This is a genomic window from uncultured Aquimarina sp., assembly GCF_947500065.1.
GTDB lineage: Bacteria > Bacteroidota > Bacteroidia > Flavobacteriales > Flavobacteriaceae > Aquimarina.
The window spans coordinates 156,414-177,792 of the sequence record NZ_CANMQT010000001.1; the positions used below are offsets into that span (position 1 = coordinate 156,414).

At 32.3% G+C, this 21,379-nt stretch carries 19 protein-coding genes; 2 read left to right on the forward strand and 17 right to left on the reverse strand.

The annotated features are described in order from the left end of the window. Nucleotides 1-60: 60 nt before the first annotated feature. From Q0975_RS00845 to Q0975_RS00915, 15 genes are all read right to left on the reverse strand, one after another. Nucleotides 61-1,032, reverse strand: a complete 972-nt coding sequence (locus Q0975_RS00845; protein WP_299431711.1) for a chalcone isomerase family protein — start codon at nt 1,030-1,032, stop codon at nt 61-63. Between the two features lie 366 nt (nt 1,033-1,398). Further along, on the reverse strand, nt 1,399-2,448 hold the full coding sequence (queA, locus tag Q0975_RS00850; protein ID WP_299431714.1) for a tRNA preQ1(34) S-adenosylmethionine ribosyltransferase-isomerase QueA: 1,050 nt from the start codon (nt 2,446-2,448) through the stop codon (nt 1,399-1,401). Between the two features lie 79 nt (nt 2,449-2,527). Then, nucleotides 2,528-3,748, reverse strand: coding sequence for a 3-phosphoshikimate 1-carboxyvinyltransferase (locus Q0975_RS00855; protein WP_299431717.1), 1,221 nt, complete (start codon nt 3,746-3,748; stop codon nt 2,528-2,530). A 1-nt stretch (nt 3,749) separates the two neighbouring features. Next, nucleotides 3,750-4,010 carry a hypothetical protein gene (locus tag Q0975_RS00860; RefSeq protein WP_299431720.1) on the reverse strand — a complete coding sequence of 87 codons (261 nt, stop codon included), beginning with the start codon at nt 4,008-4,010 and terminating at the stop codon, nt 3,750-3,752. Beyond that, complete coding sequence (locus tag Q0975_RS00865; RefSeq protein ID WP_299431723.1) at nt 4,010-4,336, reverse strand: nucleotide pyrophosphohydrolase; 327 nt, start codon at nt 4,334-4,336, stop codon at nt 4,010-4,012. The genes Q0975_RS00860 and Q0975_RS00865 overlap by 1 nt, the downstream gene beginning before the upstream one ends. A 2-nt stretch (nt 4,337-4,338) precedes the next feature. Next, complete coding sequence (locus tag Q0975_RS00870) at nt 4,339-6,333, reverse strand: DUF3857 domain-containing protein (RefSeq protein WP_299431726.1); 1,995 nt, start codon at nt 6,331-6,333, stop codon at nt 4,339-4,341. 44 nt (nt 6,334-6,377) lie between these two features. Continuing rightward, nucleotides 6,378-8,294, reverse strand: coding sequence for a DUF3857 domain-containing protein (locus Q0975_RS00875; protein WP_299431729.1), 1,917 nt, complete (start codon nt 8,292-8,294; stop codon nt 6,378-6,380). 26 nt (nt 8,295-8,320) lie between these two features. Further along, the gene (gene dtd / locus Q0975_RS00880; RefSeq protein WP_299431732.1) at nt 8,321-8,773 is read right to left on the reverse strand and encodes a D-aminoacyl-tRNA deacylase; all 453 of its coding nucleotides are present in this window, start codon (nt 8,771-8,773) and stop codon (nt 8,321-8,323) included. 55 nt (nt 8,774-8,828) lie between these two features. After that, nucleotides 8,829-9,782, reverse strand: coding sequence for a ribosome small subunit-dependent GTPase A (rsgA, locus tag Q0975_RS00885; RefSeq protein WP_299431735.1), 954 nt, complete (start codon nt 9,780-9,782; stop codon nt 8,829-8,831). A 49-nt stretch (nt 9,783-9,831) separates the two neighbouring features. Continuing rightward, nucleotides 9,832-10,914 carry a bifunctional 3-deoxy-7-phosphoheptulonate synthase/chorismate mutase type II gene (locus Q0975_RS00890; RefSeq protein ID WP_299431738.1) on the reverse strand — a complete coding sequence of 361 codons (1,083 nt, stop codon included), beginning with the start codon at nt 10,912-10,914 and terminating at the stop codon, nt 9,832-9,834. A 44-nt stretch (nt 10,915-10,958) separates the two neighbouring features. Further along, a complete protein-coding gene (locus Q0975_RS00895; protein ID WP_299431741.1) occupies nt 10,959-11,807 on the reverse strand; it encodes a prephenate dehydrogenase in 849 nt (282 codons plus the stop codon). Continuing rightward, nucleotides 11,804-12,961, reverse strand: coding sequence for an aminotransferase class I/II-fold pyridoxal phosphate-dependent enzyme (locus Q0975_RS00900; protein WP_299431744.1), 1,158 nt, complete (start codon nt 12,959-12,961; stop codon nt 11,804-11,806). The genes Q0975_RS00895 and Q0975_RS00900 overlap by 4 nt, the downstream gene beginning before the upstream one ends. Beyond that, complete coding sequence (locus tag Q0975_RS00905) at nt 12,958-13,788, reverse strand: prephenate dehydratase (RefSeq protein ID WP_299431747.1); 831 nt, start codon at nt 13,786-13,788, stop codon at nt 12,958-12,960. The genes Q0975_RS00900 and Q0975_RS00905 overlap by 4 nt, the downstream gene beginning before the upstream one ends. A gap of 348 nt (nt 13,789-14,136) precedes the next feature. Then, entirely contained in the window at nt 14,137-15,324 is a 1,188-nt protein-coding gene (kbl, locus tag Q0975_RS00910; RefSeq protein ID WP_299431750.1) for a glycine C-acetyltransferase, read from the reverse strand. Between the two features lie 70 nt (nt 15,325-15,394). Next, nucleotides 15,395-16,369, reverse strand: coding sequence for an NAD-dependent epimerase/dehydratase family protein (locus Q0975_RS00915; protein ID WP_299431753.1), 975 nt, complete (start codon nt 16,367-16,369; stop codon nt 15,395-15,397). A gap of 184 nt (nt 16,370-16,553) precedes the next feature. On the opposite strand from Q0975_RS00915, the gene Q0975_RS00920 reads away from it, so the two are divergent. Together Q0975_RS00920 and gldA are read left to right on the forward strand one after the other, a co-directional pair. Continuing rightward, nucleotides 16,554-17,015, forward strand: a complete 462-nt coding sequence (locus Q0975_RS00920) for an Lrp/AsnC family transcriptional regulator (RefSeq protein ID WP_299431756.1) — start codon at nt 16,554-16,556, stop codon at nt 17,013-17,015. A gap of 72 nt (nt 17,016-17,087) precedes the next feature. Beyond that, nucleotides 17,088-17,981 carry a gliding motility-associated ABC transporter ATP-binding subunit GldA gene (gene gldA / locus Q0975_RS00925; RefSeq protein WP_299431759.1) on the forward strand — a complete coding sequence of 298 codons (894 nt, stop codon included), beginning with the start codon at nt 17,088-17,090 and terminating at the stop codon, nt 17,979-17,981. A 20-nt stretch (nt 17,982-18,001) separates the two neighbouring features. On the opposite strand, the gene Q0975_RS00930 is transcribed toward gldA, so the two are convergent. Together Q0975_RS00930 and Q0975_RS00935 are read right to left on the reverse strand one after the other, a co-directional pair. Continuing rightward, complete coding sequence (locus Q0975_RS00930; protein ID WP_299431762.1) at nt 18,002-18,406, reverse strand: response regulator; 405 nt, start codon at nt 18,404-18,406, stop codon at nt 18,002-18,004. Beyond that, a complete protein-coding gene (locus tag Q0975_RS00935) occupies nt 18,393-21,086 on the reverse strand; it encodes a PAS domain-containing protein (RefSeq protein WP_299431765.1) in 2,694 nt (897 codons plus the stop codon). Before Q0975_RS00935 ends, Q0975_RS00930 begins: the two co-directional genes overlap by 14 nt. Between the last annotated feature and the right edge of the window lie 293 nt (nt 21,087-21,379).

The following is a 21,379-nucleotide window of genomic DNA, read 5'->3' on the forward strand; positions in this document are numbered from 1 at the left end:
ACATGTATCTCTAACAGAAAGCATAAACTATTTACAAAATATAACTAGTGTATTTTAATTTTAGAATTTTACAGTACGAAAATCATCACGTTTATCCTTGCGAGATGATTTGACACGTTTCCATTGGTGTACTCCGCCTCCGCCTCTATACTTTACATTAAGCACATTCATATCATCTTGATCAATCCAAATTTGGCAATCGGATATTTTTCCGTTCCTTATATCTGTGAATTTACCATTGATATACTTAAGCTCACTTTTATTCCTCAAGTTTTTAAGAATTACCAATCCTTCTACAGGCTGATTTTTATCATCTCCCTCACATTGATAGCATACTGCATCTCTTTCTGATTGACGCAACATTTGTTGTACGGACCCAAAAACCTCATTCTTTATCATATATAGCTGAACTATGTTAATAGCAACTCCTGTTTTTTTATCATAAGCCTTCCATTGACCTAAAATAGGATTTGCGTCATATGAGCCTAATAAATCCTCTTTTAACTGAGAATCTACCGGATTATCACCCAACCATATTTTAAAAAGTGCTTGCTTAAACTCTAGACTATTTGACACAGAACCTAACCGTTCTTTATTTTTATAAAGTGTTACCTTTTCATCTTCTGTATATATAATTTTAAAAATTTCATACTTATTAATCGTACTTGGAAGAAGTTTAATAAAATCCCGAATTTGATCTTCCATCAAATAACTATTCCCGTCTGTAGCACGCTCTAGTCCATTTCTAATAATTCCTGTTAAATCGTCATTAGAAATATCAGAAATTGTTTTAATGGTAAGAGCCATAGTAGCATTCTTGTCAGCTACCATAAGACCATCTTCCACTCCATCTACTTCAAAATCCAGATATAAACCGATAGTATATAATTTCTCTCTTTCTCCAGCTCCATTAAGCATTAGCTCAGCATTTTCGAAAACGTCAATATCGTTAAAATGAAGATTACCGACTTTGGTTTGCGAAAATGAAAAGAAGGTGATAAAAAATAAAACGATGTGTAATATTCTATTCATAGGTTACTATTTAGTTCACTTAATTTATTAAGGGCATTTACAATAAACGACTAATTTTTCAAAAAAGAAGAACCTATAATTGGTACTATTCACTTTTTTCGACAAAAAGCCAAATTAATCGATATCTAACTTATTTAAAAACATTACGGTTTTACCGTAATTTTCAAAAAGCTCCGCAAAATACTTATTTTTTATGAATTAACCATTATAACTTGCTAATTTTAAGATTTCTACAACAAACACCTTAATTTTTACTTTACAGTTTATAATTAAAATTATATATTCTTACAACTTATAATAACTCAAAAACTCCACTTTATTCTGATAAAGTGGAGTTTTTGAGTTATTATAAGGTATATAGTTTTCTTAGATAATTAACATTGCATCACCATAAGAATAAAACTGATATTTCTCTTTTACTGCTTCCTCATACGCTTCTTTAATAAAATCGTGACCTGCAAAAGCCGAAACCATCATCAAAAGTGTTGATTTTGGTGTATGAAAGTTTGTTATCATACTATTTGCGATACTAAAATCGTATGGAGGGAATATAAACTTGTTTGTCCATCCTCTAAACTCATTTAATGTATTATCTGAAGAAACCGAACTTTCTAATGCTCTCATTACTGTAGTTCCTACAGCACAGATTCTTTGCTTATTGGTAATACCATTATTAATCGTTTCGGTTGCACGTGCTGTTACGTATGCTTCTTCACTATCCATCTTGTGCTTTGATAAATCTTCTACCTCTACTGGATTAAATGTACCCAAGCCAACATGTAATGTGATTTCTGCAAAATCTACTCCTTTGATCTCTAAACGCTTCATTAAATGTTTAGAAAAGTGCAAACCAGCAGTAGGTGCTGCAACAGCTCCTTCATTTTTCGCATAAATGGTTTGGTATCTTTCCTCATCTTCTGGTTCTGCCTCTCTCTTGATATATTTTGGCAAAGGTGTTTCTCCTAAATCCGTAAGTTTTTGTCTAAATTCATCATAAGATCCGTCATATAAAAATCGAAGTGTACGCCCTCTGGAAGTTGTATTATCAATTACTTCTGCTACTAAACTTTCGTCATCGCCAAAGTATAACTTATTACCTATTCTGATTTTACGTGCAGGATCAACAAGTACATCCCAAAGACGTGTTTCTGAGTTTAATTCACGTAATAAAAACACTTCAATTCTAGCTCCTGTTTTTTCTTTATTACCATATAATCTGGCAGGGAAAACTTTAGTGTTATTAAGAACCATGACATCATTAGGCTCAAAATAATCTATTAGATCTTTAAATTGCTTATGTTCTATTGTTTGATCTTTTCTGTTAAGAACCATTAAACGAGCTTCATCCCTATTTTCTGAAGGGTACTCTGCTAATAAATCTTGTGGAAGATCAAAACTGAAATGTGATAACTTCATTAGTGTCTGTTTTTTTGGAAGTGCAAATATACAATCTGGATATAGGGGTTGTCAAGTAAATGACAATATATATTTTTATTTACAGAACTTCAAAATCTAATTTCTTCAAATCACTCCAAAAATCTGGATATGATTTTGACACTACATCAGCATCATTAATAAAGAGTTTAGTTCTCAAAGCTAATGGGGCAAAAGCCATAGCCATACGATGATCATGATATGTATCTATAGAAACCTCTGATCTAATTAATGCAGTAGCAGTTAATCTTAATGAATCATCCGTTATAACTACTTCTCCACCTAGTTTTTCAATTTCTATCTTTAATGCTTCTAACCTATCAGTTTCTTTAATTTTTAACGTATGTAATCCAGTTAGATAACAAGCTTTACCTAGTCCAAAACAAGTTACCGCAATTGTTTGTGCAATATCAGGTGAATTCGATAAGTTCAATTCTAACACTTTCGTATCAGAAGGTATTACAGTTTTTGTTAAAGTAACTTTATTGTTATCAAAAGTAGTTTCAACTCCTAGTTTCTTATAAATATTAGCTAAGGCAGAATCTCCCTGGTAACTATTTTGCTTATAACTACCTAATGTTACACTTCTATTATCAGATAATGCAACAATACTATAGAAATAAGAAGCTGAACTCCAGTCTGATTCTACTACAATTACTTTTGGAGAAACTTTCTCTACGGGCCCAATACTAATTATATTATTCTCAAAAGCTCCTTGAATTCCAGCATCTTTAAGTAGACTTAAAGTCATTTTTATATACGGAACAGAAGTCACTTTCCCTTCTAACACAATCTCTAATCCATTTGGTAATGATGATGCGATCAACATTAATGCAGAAATATACTGACTGCTTACATTAGCTGCCAAAGAAACTCTATTCGTTATCGGGTCTTTTCCAATAATCTTTATTGGAGGATATCCCTCTTCTTTTTCGTATGTGATTTCGGCCCCTAATTGTCTAAGTGCTTCTACTAAAATTTTAATAGGACGCTCTTGCATTCTCTCGCTCCCTGTTAAAATTGTCTTTCTACCCTTCTGTATTGCAAAATATGCTGTAAGAAATCGCATTGCAGTTCCAGCATGGTGAATATCTACAACTTCATCTTCACTTCTTAAGGCGGCTTGCATAAGCTGTGAATCATCACTATTTGATATATTTTCAATTTCTATTTCAGGATACAGTGCTTTTAAAATCAACAATCTATTGGTTTCACTCTTAGATCCTGTAATTTGTAATGTGGTGGTGTTTATATTCGAAATGTGGTTTAATTTCAAATTCATCTTATTGGTTTGGTTTTCTTTTTCGTTTTCTTAATTCAAAATAATATCCTAAAATCATCCCATACACTAATCCTCCAACTATTCTAGACAAGAGATATCTTACCCAACGACTATTGTGTATTTTCTCTTCTAAAAAAGTATCAAAAGCCAAGCCTTTATATTGCATAAAATGTTCTATAACACTAAAGAATACAATAAAAACAAGTCCCAATAAAAGTACTGAAATCCAATATTTTTTTGAGGAAATAATTGATCTAAACATTATTTTAATTTCTCGTTATTATGATGGCGGTCGTGATCTCTTTCTGTTTTAATATCTAATTTTTTATCAAACGCTTCTTGGAGATCAATGCCAGTTTGATTTGCTAAACACAAAACTACGAATAACACATCAGCCAACTCTTCTCCAAGGTCTTTATTTTTATCACTTTCTTTTTCGCTTTGTTCTCCATAACGACGTGCTATTATTCTAGCCACTTCACCAACTTCTTCTGTAAGTTGCGCCATATTGGTCAACTCATTAAAATATCTGACTCCATGATTTTTAATCCAATCATCTACCGCTTTCTGTGCATTTTGGATATTCATACTTATATTTTTTTAAGAACTACTTGTTCATTTTCTTTCTGAATTACCTGATTATAAAATTCTTTAATAGCAGGGTAATAATTAGCAGGAATCATTGAAGCAGTAATAGTTTCATCTACCACAACCTGAATAACTCCATTAGTAACATTAGATCTGAATGAAAATTTTCCCATATTATCAGGTAACTTAAATGCTGACGTCTTCGGGCACTCAACAACTTCATAACCTTCAGGTATCTTTATATTTACCATATATCTATTAGAAAAACCATATCCGAAATCTATAGGATATTTTCTGTCGTCTGATTTAAAAACATTTTCTTTATCTCTCAAAAATAGTAAAGGAGAAAAGAATATCTCATCTTCTATTGCCTCAATTTGATCTTCGACTATAAAACTAAACCTTTCTGTAACACCTTTTCCATATTCTTTAACACCTTTTATACTATACTCATCTAATTCAGAAATACCATATCTACTTTCGAAACGTTTTGCTTTTGCAGCATCATCTTTACCTGCATTTCGAACTCTAAAATTATGAGCCAAGTAATCTCTATAATTAGCATTCAACCTTCCTTTTGCTATTCCTTGATCATCTATTGAACATTGTATGCTATATCGATTTACTGACGGTTTTGCTGGTCTAAAACTAACCATTTGCGAGGTTTTATCTTTTGCAATTACGCGTCCAGTTCCTCTAACAACTCTATTCGGAAGGATATTTGGTATTCCATATTTATCGGTGGCATCCAAATAATAGATACTTCCATCCTCTAGTTTCACTCTGGAAATTACATAATTAAACCCATTTAACGTTGGAAACAGTGATACTAGTCTATCACTAGTACTTACTACAACCGGATTAGCCTCTATATTAGCATAGGTAAGCATCGAGGTAAGCATTAAATTGATTTCGGCTGTATTTCCAGTTTCTTCTTTGTATGCTTTTCTAACACCTTTATTTGTAATCACTGAACGGTTTTTGTTCCAATTCATCTTGTTCTTTACAAAACTGTAAATAAGACTTACCTTTTTTTTCGAATCACTTACACCGGTTATAAGTTGATCAATATCTTCCTTATAATACTTGGTCTTTTTTAATTCAGCTCCAAAATTAGAATTTTGATAAATTGTTTTTACTACATCTTCCCAGGTTGTTGACCTATAATCAATTGGTTCATCCGGGAATTTAACGAATGAGAGTTCATAGCTTAAGGAAGATATATAATTTTCTACATTTCCTGAATAAGGTTCTTCAACAAATGCTGGTACATTAACAGTGCTTATTTTATCCAAATTCACAACAAATTCAACAACACTTTGGGAAAAACTAGAATTTGTTTTAGTAAATCCAGATCCAGACCTTGACTTATTATTAAAAGTTATTTTATCATTATATTTAGATTCTTTTAAATTAATAGGTATATATCCTGTAGAGAACTTTTTGTAATTAAAATATTCGGGAGATGCTACCTTTACTTCCAATTTTTTTATTGGTATTTCCCTTTGCAAATAAATTCTATCTATGGTTGATAAGAAAGGAGATATTATTTTATACTTATACTCAATAACCGAACCTTCTTGTATTGCCGGCATTGTAAATTTTTGTTGATTATAGTTTTCCGAAAACTCACTTTTAAAGATTCCTTCCTTTTTCAACTTTGTTTTTATAATTTTATCATCAGAAATATTATAGGTAGCTCCCTTTAATCCACTTATAGTCTCATTATTACCACCGCTTTTATACAATAACATTTCTTCTGAAGCATAGTCAAATCCATCTTTGTTATACAATTTAACTCTTTTAAAAACCTCAGTAATCAATTGAAAACCAGTTGAAGTATTATACAGAATACTCACCTTTTTATTTTCATAAAGTATAGCAGCATTTGCCGAACTATCTAATTCATATGAAGACTCTAATAATTCTTCCTTAGAAACTTTACCGAATTTATATTCCTGTGCTGTCGAACTTACTGATACCACTAAAAGTATCATTGTAATTAATTTATATAAGCTTTTCATCTATTTTAGGTAGTTTTTTATTGTTTTTTGAGTGCTATTTTTGATTTATCTGCATTTCGAATTTTAGACATAAACTGTCTATATTCTTCATATTTTTCTTTAGAGTATCTACCATCATTAATTCTCAATTCTCTAGTAAACTTTAACTTAGATTCATCTATTTTTTCCAGATTACAAGCATAAGTACCAAAAACCGTTTCTAAAACTTTTCCTTCCGGAAGTTTATTAACTGAATATCCCGGAGGTATATTAATGATGTATTCATCTGTATCTATGTATCCTCTAGAAATTACTAAAGGCGTTTTTCTGTTCTTGTACTTAGGCATTTTGCTCTTAGTTCTATTGAAGAAATTAGGTGTTACCAATAATCTGCTACCTGCTTTTGTGGCATAATTTGTAGCGTTCACTTTAATTTTTTCCTGATACTTAATATTGTCTTTATCATCCTCTAACTCCAATGACAAAATGTTAAGACTATTGATATAATCCCAGTACTCTTTATAATGTAATTTTTGATCCTTAACCGGCTTTAACTTTGTTAAATATCTCCAATCATATTGTAATCCTTTAGAAACAGACACCAAATCCGCTACAATAGATGCATCTGCTTGTAAATAAATTGTTGCCGTCGTATGCAATGTATTTTCTTCTGGGCTGTATTTTTTGGTTCTCTTAATTTCTCCTCCTTCCGGCTTAACAACTAATACATTTCTATCATCTGTAAAATCTCCTATAAAATTAAAAGGTGCTGTTTGACTGGTACATTCCAACCAAATATCCTCTTCTTCATCTGGGATATTCAGTATCACATGATTCCCTTGCATAGAGGCAAAATCAGCATCTATGTCTCTTTTGTCTGAATCTCCATATACTATGGTATAATATGCTGGTATGTTTTGAGTTTCTAATAATGCTTTGGTATAATTCGTTAACCCTTTACAATCTCCATATCCCAATCGATCAACGTCTTCTGCCATCATTGGCATCCATCCACCTATACCTAATTGTACACTGATATATCGGGTTTTATTTTGAACATATTCATATATCCGCTTTGCTTTTTCTTTATTAGATTTGGCATCAGCGACTAATACTGAAACTTTTTTAATAACTGATTCTGGTAATTCATCTCTTCCTGAAACTAAATTTTGATACTGCCATTTCCCCATGGATTTCCAATCATTAGCAGAACCTTCCACATTTACCAGAGAAAAACTACCTAAAGTCACTTTCCCTCTAGGTACTAACTCCGTAAATGAAGGACTTTTATATTCTTTTCTTAATGCAGAAACTTTGGATAATTTATATGATATTTCTTGATCTCCTTTTATAATTTCTACAGGATAATTACCAAAAGTTCTTTCCTTTGTTCTCAAAGGAATTTTCTGAGGGTTTATTATTTGATAAGAAGATTTTTCAACACTAAGATTGTAATTAGTGATAGGAAACCACGGCTGAATAAATGCAGAACTTTTCGTCTCTACTTCACTCTCATACACCATTGTATATGGGTAATCAACAGGTGTATGCTCAAAATATATGTATCGATTATCGCCTATTAGAGAAAAACCATCATACATACTTCTATCGCTAAAATCCTTTTTCCTATATTTTTTAATCTCCTTACCTAAAGAATTATAAACAATTGCTTGCACTTTTTTTATTTTAGTCTCAGGATCATAGGGTTCATAAGAATCGGCATGACGGTCTCCATATTTATTTAATACGGTAACCACACGTTTTGTTTTTACAACAACGGAGTTTACCGAATTAATACTTATTACTACATTTTCTGATCGTACGATAGCATTGGCATTTTCGGTAAGTACTGAATCAATTAATATAGCTTGTAGACTAAGGTCATCTTGAGCTTTAACTTTCGCAGAAACACATACAAAAACCGCAACCAGAACAAGTTGTATTTTTTTTCGCATATAAAAATTTTATTTTGGGGTAGTTATTATTCTTTGTTTTTAGTATCCATAATTATCGTAACTGGTCCGTCATTGAGCAGTGACACTTTCATATCAGCGGCAAATATACCTGTACCTACTTTCTTTCCTAAGTTCACTTCCAACTGTTTTATAAATTCTTCATATAACGGAATAGCAGTTTCTGGCTTTGCAGCATTAATAAAACTTGGTCGATTTCCTTTTTTGGTACTTGCATGTAATGTAAACTGACTTATTACTATCGCTTCACCATCAATATCTAGAACACTTTTATTCATCATACCTTTATCATCTCCAAATATTCTTAATCGACTTATTTTTCCAGACAGCCATTCAATATCTTTTTTAGTATCTTCTTCTTCAACACCAATCAAGATTAAAAGGCCACAACCTATTTGTGAAATCCTTTTTCCTTCTACAGAAACAGATGCTTCAGAAACTCTTTGAATTACAGCTTTCATTATGTATGTGTCTTATCGGAAGGAAATGTTACCCTATAAATGGCAAAAAAAAGGATCAATCTTCATTATCATAGTGATTTTTCCTATAATGCTCTTCTTCTCCTTCTAAAATTTGTAAATAACTTTTATAACGTGACCAAGCAATTTCTTCGTTATCTAATGCTTCTTTTACCGCACATTTTGGTTCGTTTATATGTAGACAGTTATTAAACTTACATTCTTGTTTTAACTCAAAAAACTCCGGAAAATAATCCCCAACCTCTTCTTTATCCATATCTACTATCCCGAAACCTTTGATACCAGGTGTATCGATAATTTTAGCGTCAAAACTAAGGTCATACATTTCTGCAAATGTGGTGGTGTGCTGGCCTTGCTGGTGCTGATCACTGATCTCTGCAGTTTTTAAGGACAAATTAGGTTCAATCAAATTCACTAATGTAGATTTACCAACTCCACTATGCCCTGAAAACATACTAACTTGTCCTTCCATTAAGGATTTAACTTTATCAATGTTTTTTCCCGTCTTTGCAGATATACCAATACATTCATATCCTATTTTCCTATATAAGGCTGCTAAATATTTTATTTCCAAAAGCTCTTCCTCATCATAAATGTCAATTTTATTAAATAACAATACTGCTTTAATATCATAAGCTTCTGCAGTTACCAAAAAACGATCTATAAAGGCTGTAAATGTAGGTGGGTTATTAAGTGTAACCAATAAAAAAACCACATCAATGTTTGCAGCAATGATGTGGGTCTGTTTTGAGAGGTTTACCGATTTTCTTATAATATAATTTCGGCGTTCTCTTATATTTTCAATTACACCAGTTTCTCTATCATTATCAGTTTCTGGTTTAAAATCTACTCTATCTCCAACGGATACAGGATTGGTACTTTTTATACCTTTTATTCTAAATTTACCTTTTATACGACACTCGTATACAGTGCCATCATCAGTTTTAACGGTATACCAACTTCCGGTAGATTTATATACGGTTCCTGTCATAACGCAAAGATGCGAATAAATCTCTATACCCAATAAATATTACGCAAAATTAAGACTTGGCAACTTTTTCCTGATGATTGATAGATTCTTGATGAATTGCCTTGTATATTCTCAACATAAACTCTTCACTCAATCCTTTTTCCTCTCCTTCAAGAATCATTTTTCCTAAGATCTCATTCCAACGTTTAGACTGTAGTATGGCAACATTTTGTTTTGCTTTAGCTTTACCAATCTCATCAGAAATCTTCATTCTTTTAGACAAAATATCTAGCAATTGGTTGTCAGCTACGTCAATTTTCGCACGTAGTTCATTTAGAGTTCTTTGATATGCCTCGTCTACGCCTATTTCTTTACGAATTTTTAAGTCTTTCATATGTTGAATTAAAGTATCCGGTGTAATTTGTTGAGCGGCATCACTCCAAGCATTATCAGGATCATAGTGCGTTTCTACAATTAACCCATCAAAATTTAGATCCAAAGCCGTTTGTGATAGATCGAATATCAAATCTCTTCTTCCTGCGATATGTGATGGATCTAAAATCAATGGTAAATCGGGAAAACGATTTTGCAAATCGATTGGTATCTGCCATTCTGGAATGTTACGATATTTCGTTTTTTCATAAGTTGAAAATCCTCTATGAATTACTCCTAAATTTTTAACATCACAAGTATAAAAACGTTCTACAGCTCCTAGCCAAAGTGATAAGTCAGGGTTTATCGGATTCTTAATCAATACTGGATTATCAATCCCTCTACAAGCTTCTGCAATGTCTTGAACAATAAAAGGAGAAACTGTACTTCTTGCTCCAATCCAAAGAACATCTACACCATGTTCTAGCGCTAACTCTACATGATGAGGGTTTGCCACCTCTGTAGCGATCTTCATTCCCGTTTCTTCTTTTGCTCTTTGTAACCATTTTAATCCCAAAGCACCCACTCCTTCAAAATTACCTGGTCTTGTTCTAGGTTTCCAGATTCCTGCACGAAGCACTGTAGCATCAGAATCTTTAAGCTGATGCGCTATTTTCACAACTTGATCCTCTGTCTCTGCGCTACAAGGACCTCCTATTACCAATGGATGATCTAAATTATATTCGTCTAACCAGGTTCTAAGTTCTTTCTTATTCTCCATCTCTATTTTTTATTCTTTATTAGTATTCGTTTTCTGTGGTTATTTTATGAAATTCCTTTCAAAATTGTTTTTATGTGATTCGTATCTTCCATTTCTTTATAAATTTCAACGAAATTATCTTCTTCCATTAACTCTTTAAATTGTGTAAGATTTGTTATATACTCTTGTAAAGTCTCTATTACATTTTCTTTATTATGCTTAAAAATGGGTGTCCACATTTCTGGTGAACTCTTTGCTAACCTAACGGTAGATGCGAATCCACTGCCAGCCATATCAAAAATATCCCTTTCGTTCTTTTCTTTTTCTATCACAGTTTTCCCTAACATAAAAGAACTAATATGCGACAGATGTGACACATACGCAATATGTTTATCGTGGGAAGCAGGATCCATATATCGAATTCTCATTCCTAATCTGGTAAAAATTTCCATTCCTCTTTCCTGCAATTTAAAAGCCGTCTTTTCTACTTCACAAATGATATTAGTTTTACCTCGATATAAATTAGCAATAGCAGCTTGAGGGCCGGAAAACTCTGTACCAGCAATTGGATGTGCTGCCAAGTAATTTCTTCTTTTAGGATGATCACTTACAGAATTACATAACTTCTTTTTAGTAGAGCCTACATCAAAAACCAAGCACTCATCATTAATCTTATCTAGAATCTCCGGCAACACTTTTACAGTAATATCTACAGGAATTGATGTGATTACAACATCGGCTTTATCTAATTCCTCAAAATTAGACTTTTTATCTATAAACCCTAATGACATGGCTTTATCAAGATGTTCCTCATTTTTATCAATACCATAAATTTCTGCTTCATTAAAAGCTGCTTTGATATCAATAGCAAATGATCCTCCGATTAATCCAACACCTATAACGAATACTTTCATGCTTCTACTTGTAATCTTTTTATTGCCTTGTTTATATTTTCCATTGTCACACACAATGAAAAACGAATATATCCTTTTCCATTACTTCCAAAAATATCGCCTGGAGTAATGAATATGCTATTTTCATATAATATAGTATCGATAAATTCCATTGCATTTATTCCGTTAGGAAGTTTTGCCCAAACAAACATTCCCGTTGCTGTTTTATCATAAGTACAATCTAAAACTGATGCAAGTTCCCAAATCAATTCTCTTCTTTGGCTATAAATAGCATTCATTTCTGAATACCAACTATCTGAAATATGTAGTGCCGCAATGGCTCCTTTTTGAATACCTTGAAACATCCCGCTATCCATATTACTCTTTACCTTAAGAATAGCCTCTATCTTATCACTACTTCCACTAACCATACCTACTCGCCACCCTGCCATATTAAAAGTTTTACTCAATGAGTTTAACTCTAAAGCAACATCCTTAGCTCCATCAATTGACAATATACTTGTTGGAGTATCATTCAAGATAAAACTATAGGGGTTATCATTTATCAATAAAATATCGTGATTTTTTGCAAAATTGATTAATTTCTTTAATACCTCTAGACTACCAGAAGCTCCTGTTGGCATATGTGGATAATTAATCCACATAATTTTCACCTTACTTAGATCTTTTTTGGATAAAGCTTCAAAATCAGGTTCCCATCCATTAGATGCAACCAAATCATAACTTATTGGCTTTGCTCCCACCAAATTGGTTACAGAAGTATATGTTGGATATCCTGGATTCGGAATCAATACCTCATCTCCTTCATTAAGATATGCCAATGATATATGCATAATACCTTCTTTGGCTCCCATTAACGGTAAAATCTCGTTTTCAGGATTTAGAGCAACTTGATATTTATTATTATAAAAATCTGCAATCGCTTGTCTTAATTCTGGCAATCCCTGATAACTTTGATACTTATGAGCTCCATCCAAAACTAAAGCATCTTGTATCGCTTGCACCACTTCTTTAGGCGGATCTAAATCAGGACTACCTATTGCCATATTAAGAATGGGTTTCCCTGAAGCGGCCAATGCTCTTACTTCACGTAATTTTTTAGAGAAATAATATTCCTCAACTGTTTCTAACCGTTTTGCAGTCTGAATGCTCATCCGTTTTGATTTTTATATTCTCCTAAAATTTTAAGTTCCAAAGCCATTATTTTTAATATCGAAATGGCTTTTTGATAATCTCCGTATTTGGCAAAAGTTACATCCACAAAAAAGGAATATTTCCACGGCATATTAATAACAGGTAATGATTGAATCTTAGTAAGGTTTAATCCACAATCACTCATTACATTTAATACAGTAGCTAAACTTCCTCTTTTATGATCCGTTAAAAATTTCAACGAAGCTTTATTGATTTCCTTACTGTCAACACCTGAGTCCTCTTTTGTATTCAGTATAAAGAATCTTGTACTATTAGATTTAATTGTCTGAATCTCTTTTGCTAAAACATTTAGTTTATAAATAATAGCTGCCGTTTCTCCTGCTACCGCCGCTACACCCGTCAATTGCTGTTCTTGAATTCTTTTTGCCACATCAGCAGTATCTGCATCTTCTACTAATTTAATCTGAGGTTGTCCTCTAAAAAATTCTTTACACTGAAGCAATGCCATAGGATGAGAGTATACTTCTTTTATATCCGAAATCTCCTGTCCATCCAAAGCCATCAAACAATGATGAATAGGCTGAAAATACTCTCCGCAGATAGTTAAGTCATGTTCGTCTATATATGCGTAATTAGGAATGATAGACCCTGCTATAGAATTTTCTATTGCCATAACTGCATCCGTACTCTTTTCATTTTCTAAACTATGAACCAGTTCCTGAAACGACATACATTCATCTACATCAACTTCTTCTCCAAAATAAGCTTGTGCAACTCCATGGTGATACGATCCTTTTATTCCTTGTATAGCAACCTTCTTTCTCAAACGTTATAAATTTTTATTTCAAAAAAAAATCCCGACTTTTCATCGGGATTCTAGTTTTATAAATTTTGCTTATTTATTTACATAGCGATCCCGACCTTGCTTTTAAAATAAAAGAAGAAAAAATAAAATCGGTTCCAAGTAAACAAAGTGCTCATTGTTGTTTCTTTATTAGGTTGCTAAAGTAGCTAAAACTAAAACTATACAAAATAAATTTTCGTTTTTTTCATCGAATCCTACCTATTATCATTAAATATCAAATATTTCATAAGAATCTATGAAATATTTTAAATAAACAACCCAGTATAATAAGAATCTTCTAAGTTTTTGAACACTAACAAACGTTAGTAATTATATTACACTCAGCTCTTTACCAACTTTAGTAAATGCTTTTACTGCTTTTTCTAGATGTTCGCGATCGTGTCCTGCTGATAATTGCACTCTAATTCGTGCTTTACCCTGAGGAACTACCGGATAGAAAAACCCAATAACATAAATACCTTCATCTAACAATTTTGCGGCAAATTCCTGTGCTAATGTTGCCTCATATAACATAACTGGAACAATAGGATGATCTCCTGGAACAATATCAAATCCTGCCGCAGTCATCTCTGATCTGAAATATTTTGTGTTTTCTTCCAGTTTATCTCTAAGCACTGTAGAAGAGCTAAGCAAATCCAACACCTTAATAGATGCTCCTACTATAGATGGAGCAACTGTATTAGAAAACAAATAAGGTCTGGAACGTTGTCTTAACATATCCACAATTTCCTTTCTCGCAGCAGTAAAACCACCTGAAGCTCCACCAAGAGCTTTACCATACGTTCCTGTAATAATATCAATTCTCCCCATTACATCACGATATTCATGCGTTCCACGACCAGTTTTACCTAGGAAACCTGTAGAATGACATTCATCTATCATCACCATTGCTTGATATTTATCTGATAAATCACAAATTTTATCCAATTGCGCGATCGTACCATCCATAGAAAAAGAACCATCAGTAACAATTAATATTCTTCTTGATCCTTCTGCAGATTGAAGCTGCTTTTCCAGATCTACCATATTATTATGTTCATATCTGAAACGTTTTGCCTTACACAAACGAATCCCGTCAATAATAGAAGCATGATTTAGAGAATCAGAAATTATCGCATCTTCTGCAGTAAGAATAGGTTCAAAAACCCCTCCGTTTGCATCAAAAGCTGCGGCATACAAAATACAATCTTCCATCCCTAAAAACTCTGCTGTCTTGTGTTCCAATTCCTTATGGATATCTTGTGTCCCACAAATAAAACGCACAGATGACAATCCATATCCATGAGAATCAATTGCTTCTTTACCAGCTTTTATAACATCAGGATGAGATGAAAGCCCTAAATAATTATTGGCACAAAAATTCAATACATTTTTTGTATTTATAGTATCTATTTTTGCTCCTTGCGGAGTTGTTATTATTCTTTCGGATTTATATAAACCTGCAGATTTAATATCATCTAGCTCTTTTTGTAAATCATTTTTAATATTTGAAAACATGATGTATTCTTTATTTTTGTTATCTATCTATTTGAAAAAAAGGTATTCGAACGTCTGAAACTTATATTAGCTAAAACATTAGAATCTCTTTATTTCTTGAACCTTTTTTATATTTTTCTTGTAATTTTTCCACCATTATCTCTGTAATATCTTTCAGATCAAATGCTGGTTGCCATCCCCAATCTTGGGTTGCGGAAGCATCATCAATTGATTTTGGCCATCTTGAAGCTATTTCCTGTCTAAAATCAGGTTTATATTTCACTTTAAAATCAGGATATAATTTACGAATTTCTGTAACAACTTCTTCTGGAGAAAAACTAATTCCTGCAATATTATATGATGTCCTTACAGTAATACTTTCCTTTGGAGCTTCCATCAATTCTATTGTAGCTCTTATAGCATCTTCCATAAAGATCATAGGAAGCATAGTGTCCTCTTTAAGAAAGCAATTAAAATCTTCTTTTAATACCGCTTTATGATAAATATCTACTGCGTAATCTGTCGTTCCTCCTCCAGGTAACGACTGGTATCCTATAACTCCAGGGTATCGAATAGATCTAATATCCAGGCCGTATCTAAGGAAATAATACTGCGCCCAATTTTCTCCTGCTGCTTTGCTAATACCATATACTGTAGCTGGATTAAGATATGCATCATCCGGCGTATTCTCCAAAGGAGCTCCTTCTCCGAAAACAGCTATAGAACTTGGAAAAAACACTTTATCAATAGTATTCTTTCTAGATACTTCCAAAACATTAAACAATGTTTTCATGTTAATATCCCAAGTAGCTAATGGAGTTTCTTCTCCTTTTGCTGATAAAATTGCCGCTAGATGATAGATTTGAGTTATTTTATGTTTTGTAACTACCTCTTGAATTCTATGAATATCGGTAGCATCAATTATCTCAAATATCCCTTTATAATTCTCTCTTGTTCTAAGATCAGAAGCAATTACATGATCATCTCCAAACTTCTTCTGTAACTCTCCTGTAAGTACTGAACCTAATTGCCCATTTGCTCCAATTACTAAAATTTTTGTATCCATATTCCTTCTTAAAATTTTAACACAAACAAGTGTTATTTACTCACTAAAGTAATAATAGCAACTTTTATATCCGAATTAACCCCGTAATTAAGTAATTATTCCTTCATATTTTAATATTTAAAACTACATTTACTTTTTACAATGTTTAATTCACTATTTTTAAGTAATTTTTTAACCATAAGTCATGGAGCAATTAGATCAAACAGATATTACTATTCTCAGAATTTTACAAAAGGATTCTAAGAAAACAGCCAAAGAAATTGCTACAATTCTCAACATAACTCCATCACCTGTTTATGAGAGAGTTAGAAGATTAGAGAAACAAGGTTTCATTAAAAAATATGTAGCGATTTTAGACAAGAAACTGATTGACAGATCTATAACAACTATCTGCCAGGTTTCTATGCGATATCACAACGAAGCATTCATTGAAAAATTCGAAGAGCAGATTCAAAATTTAGAAGAAGTTCAGGAATGTTATCATATGGCAGGGCAAGTTGATTTTATCTTAAAAATTCATACCAAAAGCCTTGAAGAATACCACGACTTTGTAAAAACTAAGCTTTCTAAAATTGAGAATATTGGTGTTTTGAATAGTACATTCGTTTTAAAAGAAATCAAACATTCATCGGAGTTTTATATTTGATAGAAACATAAATATCATTAAAACTCGTTAGCATAGGAAAGTTTATTGTCTATTTTTGATAAAAATTATTTCATGTCAATCTCAGTTTCGAATATTTCTAAGATATATGATAACCAAAATGCTTTAAAAGAAATTTCTTTTGAAGTAAAGCAAGGAGAAATTGTTGGTTTTTTAGGGCCTAATGGCGCGGGAAAATCTACAATGATGAAAATCTTAACCACGTACCTAGATCCTTCTGAAGGGGAAGCCTTGGTAAATGGTTTTGATATAAACACACAACCAATTGATGTGCAAAGGAGTGTTGGTTATCTTCCTGAACACAACCCTTTATATCTGGAAATGTATGTAAGAGAATATTTATCTTTCAACGCTCAGGTTTATAAAATTTCGAAATCAAGAATAGAAGAAGTAATTAGATTAACTGGTCTTACTCCAGAATCGAATAAAAAAATAAATCAACTATCCAAAGGGTATCGTCAACGTGTTGGATTGGCTTGTGCGCTCTTGCACGACCCAAAGGTTTTAATACTTGATGAACCTACTACTGGCCTTGATCCAAATCAACTTGTAGAAATTAGAGAATTAATTAAATCGGTCGGTCAGGAAAAAACGGTCTTTCTTTCTACACATATTATGCAAGAAGTCGAAGCCATGTGTGATCGTGTAATTATTATCAATCAAGGAGAAATAGTAGCTGATATGAATCTAAACGAAATGATCGATCAAAATGATCAAATTGTTGAGGTAGAATTTGATTATCGTATTGAGGAAGCTTTCTTACTAAAACTTGACCATATCAAAAATGTTAAAAACATTCATGGATTTTCCTACCAACTCACATTTAACACTGCAACTGATATGCGCCCAGTTGTTTTTGATTTTGCCCATGATAATGAATTAAAAATTCTTCAATTATCTAGAAAAAACAAAGATTTAGAGAGTCTATTTAGAGAGTTAACAAGCTAGCTTTTTTTTAGAACAACTTTCTAAAAAGCATTTTCAAAATCCTGTAAAACTTCTTTAAGCTTTTGTACCGATATAGGCTTAACTATATAATCACTTACTCCTTCATATGATTTAGCTCTTAAAACATCTTCTGGATCTACAGATGAAGAAACTACATAAATAAGTATTTTCTTATCACAAGGTATTTTAATAAATTCTTCTAAAAATTGCCACCCATCTAATATCGGCATATTTAAATCCAATAAAATAATATCCGGCAATTTTTCTTTTGCAGAAATAATCGCTCTCAAATTATTTAATCCGTCTTGACCATTTTTAAAAACCATGATTCCTTCACAAAAGTTAATCAATTCCATAACTTTTTTGATTCCAAAAACAAAAATGGGATCGTCATCTATAATGCAAGCGATATCAATTCTTTTCATATTTCATGTAAATTTTAAAAATTGTCCCATGGTTTACTTTACTTTCTACTTCAATGCGGCCTCCGATTGCTTCCACCTGATTTTTAGTAATAAACAATCCAATACCTCTAGATTTATCAATATTAGGGTGAAATGTTTTATACATTCCAAATAACTTTGATCGATGTTTTTTTAAATCGATTCCCAATCCATTATCCTCAATTCTCAATGCTACTTCTTCTTCCCTAACAATAGCACTTAAAGTTATATGACTATCTCTTTCTTTTGAACTGTATTTAATTCCATTGGTAATAAAGTTAAGTATGATACTATCCAAATACGCAGGAATGGCCAACACCTTTATATCCTCATCTACCTGATTATTAATGATCACATTAGACTCAATAGCAATTGCATGCACACTTTTAGTAGCTTCGTCAATAGTTTTTTTCAAACCTACAGGTACTAAACTTTCATTTATTGAAGTGTTAATCAAAACGACTTCGTTTAAATGAGAAATTGTCTCAGAAAGGTTTGTGGATGCTATCTTAAAAAGTTGAATAATCTCATTATCCCCCATTTTTGGATTTTCTTGAATAAATAAATCTAAGAGCATTTCAAAATTCCCTGAATGAGATTTAAGGTTATGCGAAACAATATGCGCAAAATTTTTCAATCTCCTATTTTGACCTTCTGCTACATTTAATAAAGATTTTAATTCTTCTTTTTTCTTTATTTTGGTTATGTCCGAAACATGGATTACCAAGCCACCTACTTTATTCTCATTAGAATACCAAGGACACAACTCCCAAGACAACCATTGCGTAGTTCCATCTTTTTTTTCTATACATTCTTCTTCATTTTTAATGATCTCCCCTTCAAGGCATTTTTGATAATTAGATTTCCATTTTTCTCCTACTTCGGGGAGGATTTCAAAATGAGATTCACCAATAACCTCTTTACCCTTGATGTCATAAACTTCGAACCATTTTTTTGAAGCTGCTAAATAATTCATTTCATTATCAAACATAGCCATCGCACTCGGCGTTTGTTCAATAAAAAGTCTATTACGCTCAAAATCTTTTTTCTTTTCAGTTATTTCCTGATGAGATCCAACCATCCACTCCGGATTTCCCTCAGAATCCCAACTTACAACTTTACCTTTATCTAGCACCCAAATCCAATCTCCATTTTTATGCTTCATTCTAAACTCACACTCATAAAAAGGTGTTTTCTTGGTAAAATGATCTTTTAAAAGTTTATTTGATTTATCTTGATCTTCTATGGTTGAATGTTGAAGCCAAGTATTCAAAGAAATTGGTTCTAACTCAGAAAGCGAGTATCCTATCATTTCGGCCCATCGTTCATTAAGAATTGTTTCCCCTGTTTTCACGTTCCACTGCCAAGTACCTAACCCTGTACCTTCAATAATATGCTCAAAATGAACCATTTGCTTCTGAAGGTCCTTTTCACTTATACGTAACTGAGATTCTATCAATTTCATTCTAGTAATATCCGCTGTATACATTAAAATTCCACCGACTGTGTTATCATTTATATACCAAGGACGAAGCTCCCAAGTAAGCCATTGGACTGATCCATCTAATCTTTCGAAGCGATCCTCATCACTTTTTAACACTTTGCCTGCCAAACATTCTTGATGATCGGCTTTCCATCTATCTCCTATTTCGGGAAAAACTTCATAATGTGATTTCCCAATTATATTTTTATCTTCAATATTATAATCCTCAATCCACTTCAGTGAAGTTGCCAAATACCGCATATTAGTATCAAACATGGCAATTGCTGTTGGCGCTTGCTCTATAAAAAGTCGATTTTTTTCGAATGCTTTTTTACTATCTGTAATTTCCTGATGTGATCCTATCATCCATTCCGGATTCCCATGATCATCCCAACTAATTACCTTTCCTTTATCTAACACCCAAATATATTCTCCATTTTTATGTTTCATCCTAGCCTCGCAATCATAAACAGATGTTTTCCCAGCAAAATGTTCTTGCAAAAGCTTATTTGATTTCTCTAGATCATCAGGATGAGAGTGTTCCATCCAGGTATTTATAGTTATTGGTGTTAGTTCTGAAAGAGTGTATCCGATAATTTCTGCCCAACGTTCATTAAAAATAGTTTCGCCTGTCTGTACATTCCATCGCCAAGTACCTAGGTCAGTTCCATCAATAATATGTTCAAAATTACTTATTTGTTTTTTAAGATCTTCTTCTGCTTTTTTTAGTTTTGTTATATCTGTATGCGCTCCGAGCATTTTTCTTGGCACACCTTGATCATCACGTATTATAATCCCTCTACACTGAATCCACACCGTATATCCTAACTTATGACGATATCTTACAATTTGATCAAATGGATATGTAGGGTCTTGAGAGTGTTTAGAAAAATTTGCATATACCTGTTCTAAATCTTCTTTAAATATTATATCCTGCCAAGAAGAGGTTTTATGGGGCATCTTATCCGGATCATATCCTAATGTAATCCAAAATCTGGGGTTCATCCATTCATTTTCAGGTTGATCTAAATCCCAAAACCAAAGTCCATCAATGGCGGCTTCTTGCAAAAATTCAAAAATCAAACTATCCTGTTTAACAAGACTGTATAACTCTCTTTTTAAATAATTCTCTTTATCACCTAAAACAGTATCCAACTCCATATGTTCTTTTTCTTTCATAGTGCTTTTTTTCAGGTTTTAAAATAGGGACATCCTATTGGAAGAGTTATATCAATTTATGAATTATTAATCACTTTAGACAATAACAAAACCACAATAATTTTATGGTATTAGCACCAATATAAGTTTATGAAAAATTAGACTAAAAAGTCATATTTAAACGAAAGACTCAATAAAAACAACGCTTGAAGAGTGTTTTGAAAATATAAAAGCAGTAAAATTTTATTGAAATAAATTTTAAATTAGAAAAACACTTAGGTCCTAAAATGTTTTATTAAGAGAATATTCCCTAT

What these genes read in the sequence shown, in the direction of transcription:
- Q0975_RS00845 (WP_299431711.1), bottom strand. Translation starts at nt 1,032, where the DNA reads ATGAATAGAATATTACACATCGTTTTATTTTTTATCACCTTCTTTTCA.
- queA (WP_299431714.1), bottom strand. Translation starts at nt 2,448, where the DNA reads ATGAAGTTATCACATTTCAGTTTTGATCTTCCACAAGATTTATTAGCA.
- Q0975_RS00855 (WP_299431717.1), bottom strand. Translation starts at nt 3,748, where the DNA reads ATGAATTTGAAATTAAACCACATTTCGAATATAAACACCACCACATTA.
- Q0975_RS00860 (WP_299431720.1), bottom strand. Translation starts at nt 4,010, where the DNA reads ATGTTTAGATCAATTATTTCCTCAAAAAAATATTGGATTTCAGTACTT.
- Q0975_RS00865 (WP_299431723.1), bottom strand. Translation starts at nt 4,336, where the DNA reads ATGAATATCCAAAATGCACAGAAAGCGGTAGATGATTGGATTAAAAAT.
- Q0975_RS00870 (WP_299431726.1), bottom strand. Translation starts at nt 6,333, where the DNA reads ATGATACTTTTAGTGGTATCAGTAAGTTCGACAGCACAGGAATATAAA.
- Q0975_RS00875 (WP_299431729.1), bottom strand. Translation starts at nt 8,294, where the DNA reads ATGCGAAAAAAAATACAACTTGTTCTGGTTGCGGTTTTTGTATGTGTT.
- dtd (WP_299431732.1), bottom strand. Translation starts at nt 8,773, where the DNA reads ATGAAAGCTGTAATTCAAAGAGTTTCTGAAGCATCTGTTTCTGTAGAA.
- rsgA (WP_299431735.1), bottom strand. Translation starts at nt 9,782, where the DNA reads ATGACAGGAACCGTATATAAATCTACCGGAAGTTGGTATACCGTTAAA.
- Q0975_RS00890 (WP_299431738.1), bottom strand. Translation starts at nt 10,914, where the DNA reads ATGGAGAATAAGAAAGAACTTAGAACCTGGTTAGACGAATATAATTTA.
- Q0975_RS00895 (WP_299431741.1), bottom strand. Translation starts at nt 11,807, where the DNA reads ATGAAAGTATTCGTTATAGGTGTTGGATTAATCGGAGGATCATTTGCT.
- Q0975_RS00900 (WP_299431744.1), bottom strand. Translation starts at nt 12,961, where the DNA reads ATGAGCATTCAGACTGCAAAACGGTTAGAAACAGTTGAGGAATATTAT.
- kbl (WP_299431750.1), bottom strand. Translation starts at nt 15,324, where the DNA reads ATGTTTTCAAATATTAAAAATGATTTACAAAAAGAGCTAGATGATATT.
- Q0975_RS00915 (WP_299431753.1), bottom strand. Translation starts at nt 16,369, where the DNA reads ATGGATACAAAAATTTTAGTAATTGGAGCAAATGGGCAATTAGGTTCA.
- Q0975_RS00920 (WP_299431756.1), top strand. Translation starts at nt 16,554, where the DNA reads ATGGAGCAATTAGATCAAACAGATATTACTATTCTCAGAATTTTACAA.
- gldA (WP_299431759.1), top strand. Translation starts at nt 17,088, where the DNA reads ATGTCAATCTCAGTTTCGAATATTTCTAAGATATATGATAACCAAAAT.
- Q0975_RS00930 (WP_299431762.1), bottom strand. Translation starts at nt 18,406, where the DNA reads ATGAAAAGAATTGATATCGCTTGCATTATAGATGACGATCCCATTTTT.
- Q0975_RS00935 (WP_299431765.1), bottom strand. Translation starts at nt 21,086, where the DNA reads ATGAAAGAAAAAGAACATATGGAGTTGGATACTGTTTTAGGTGATAAA.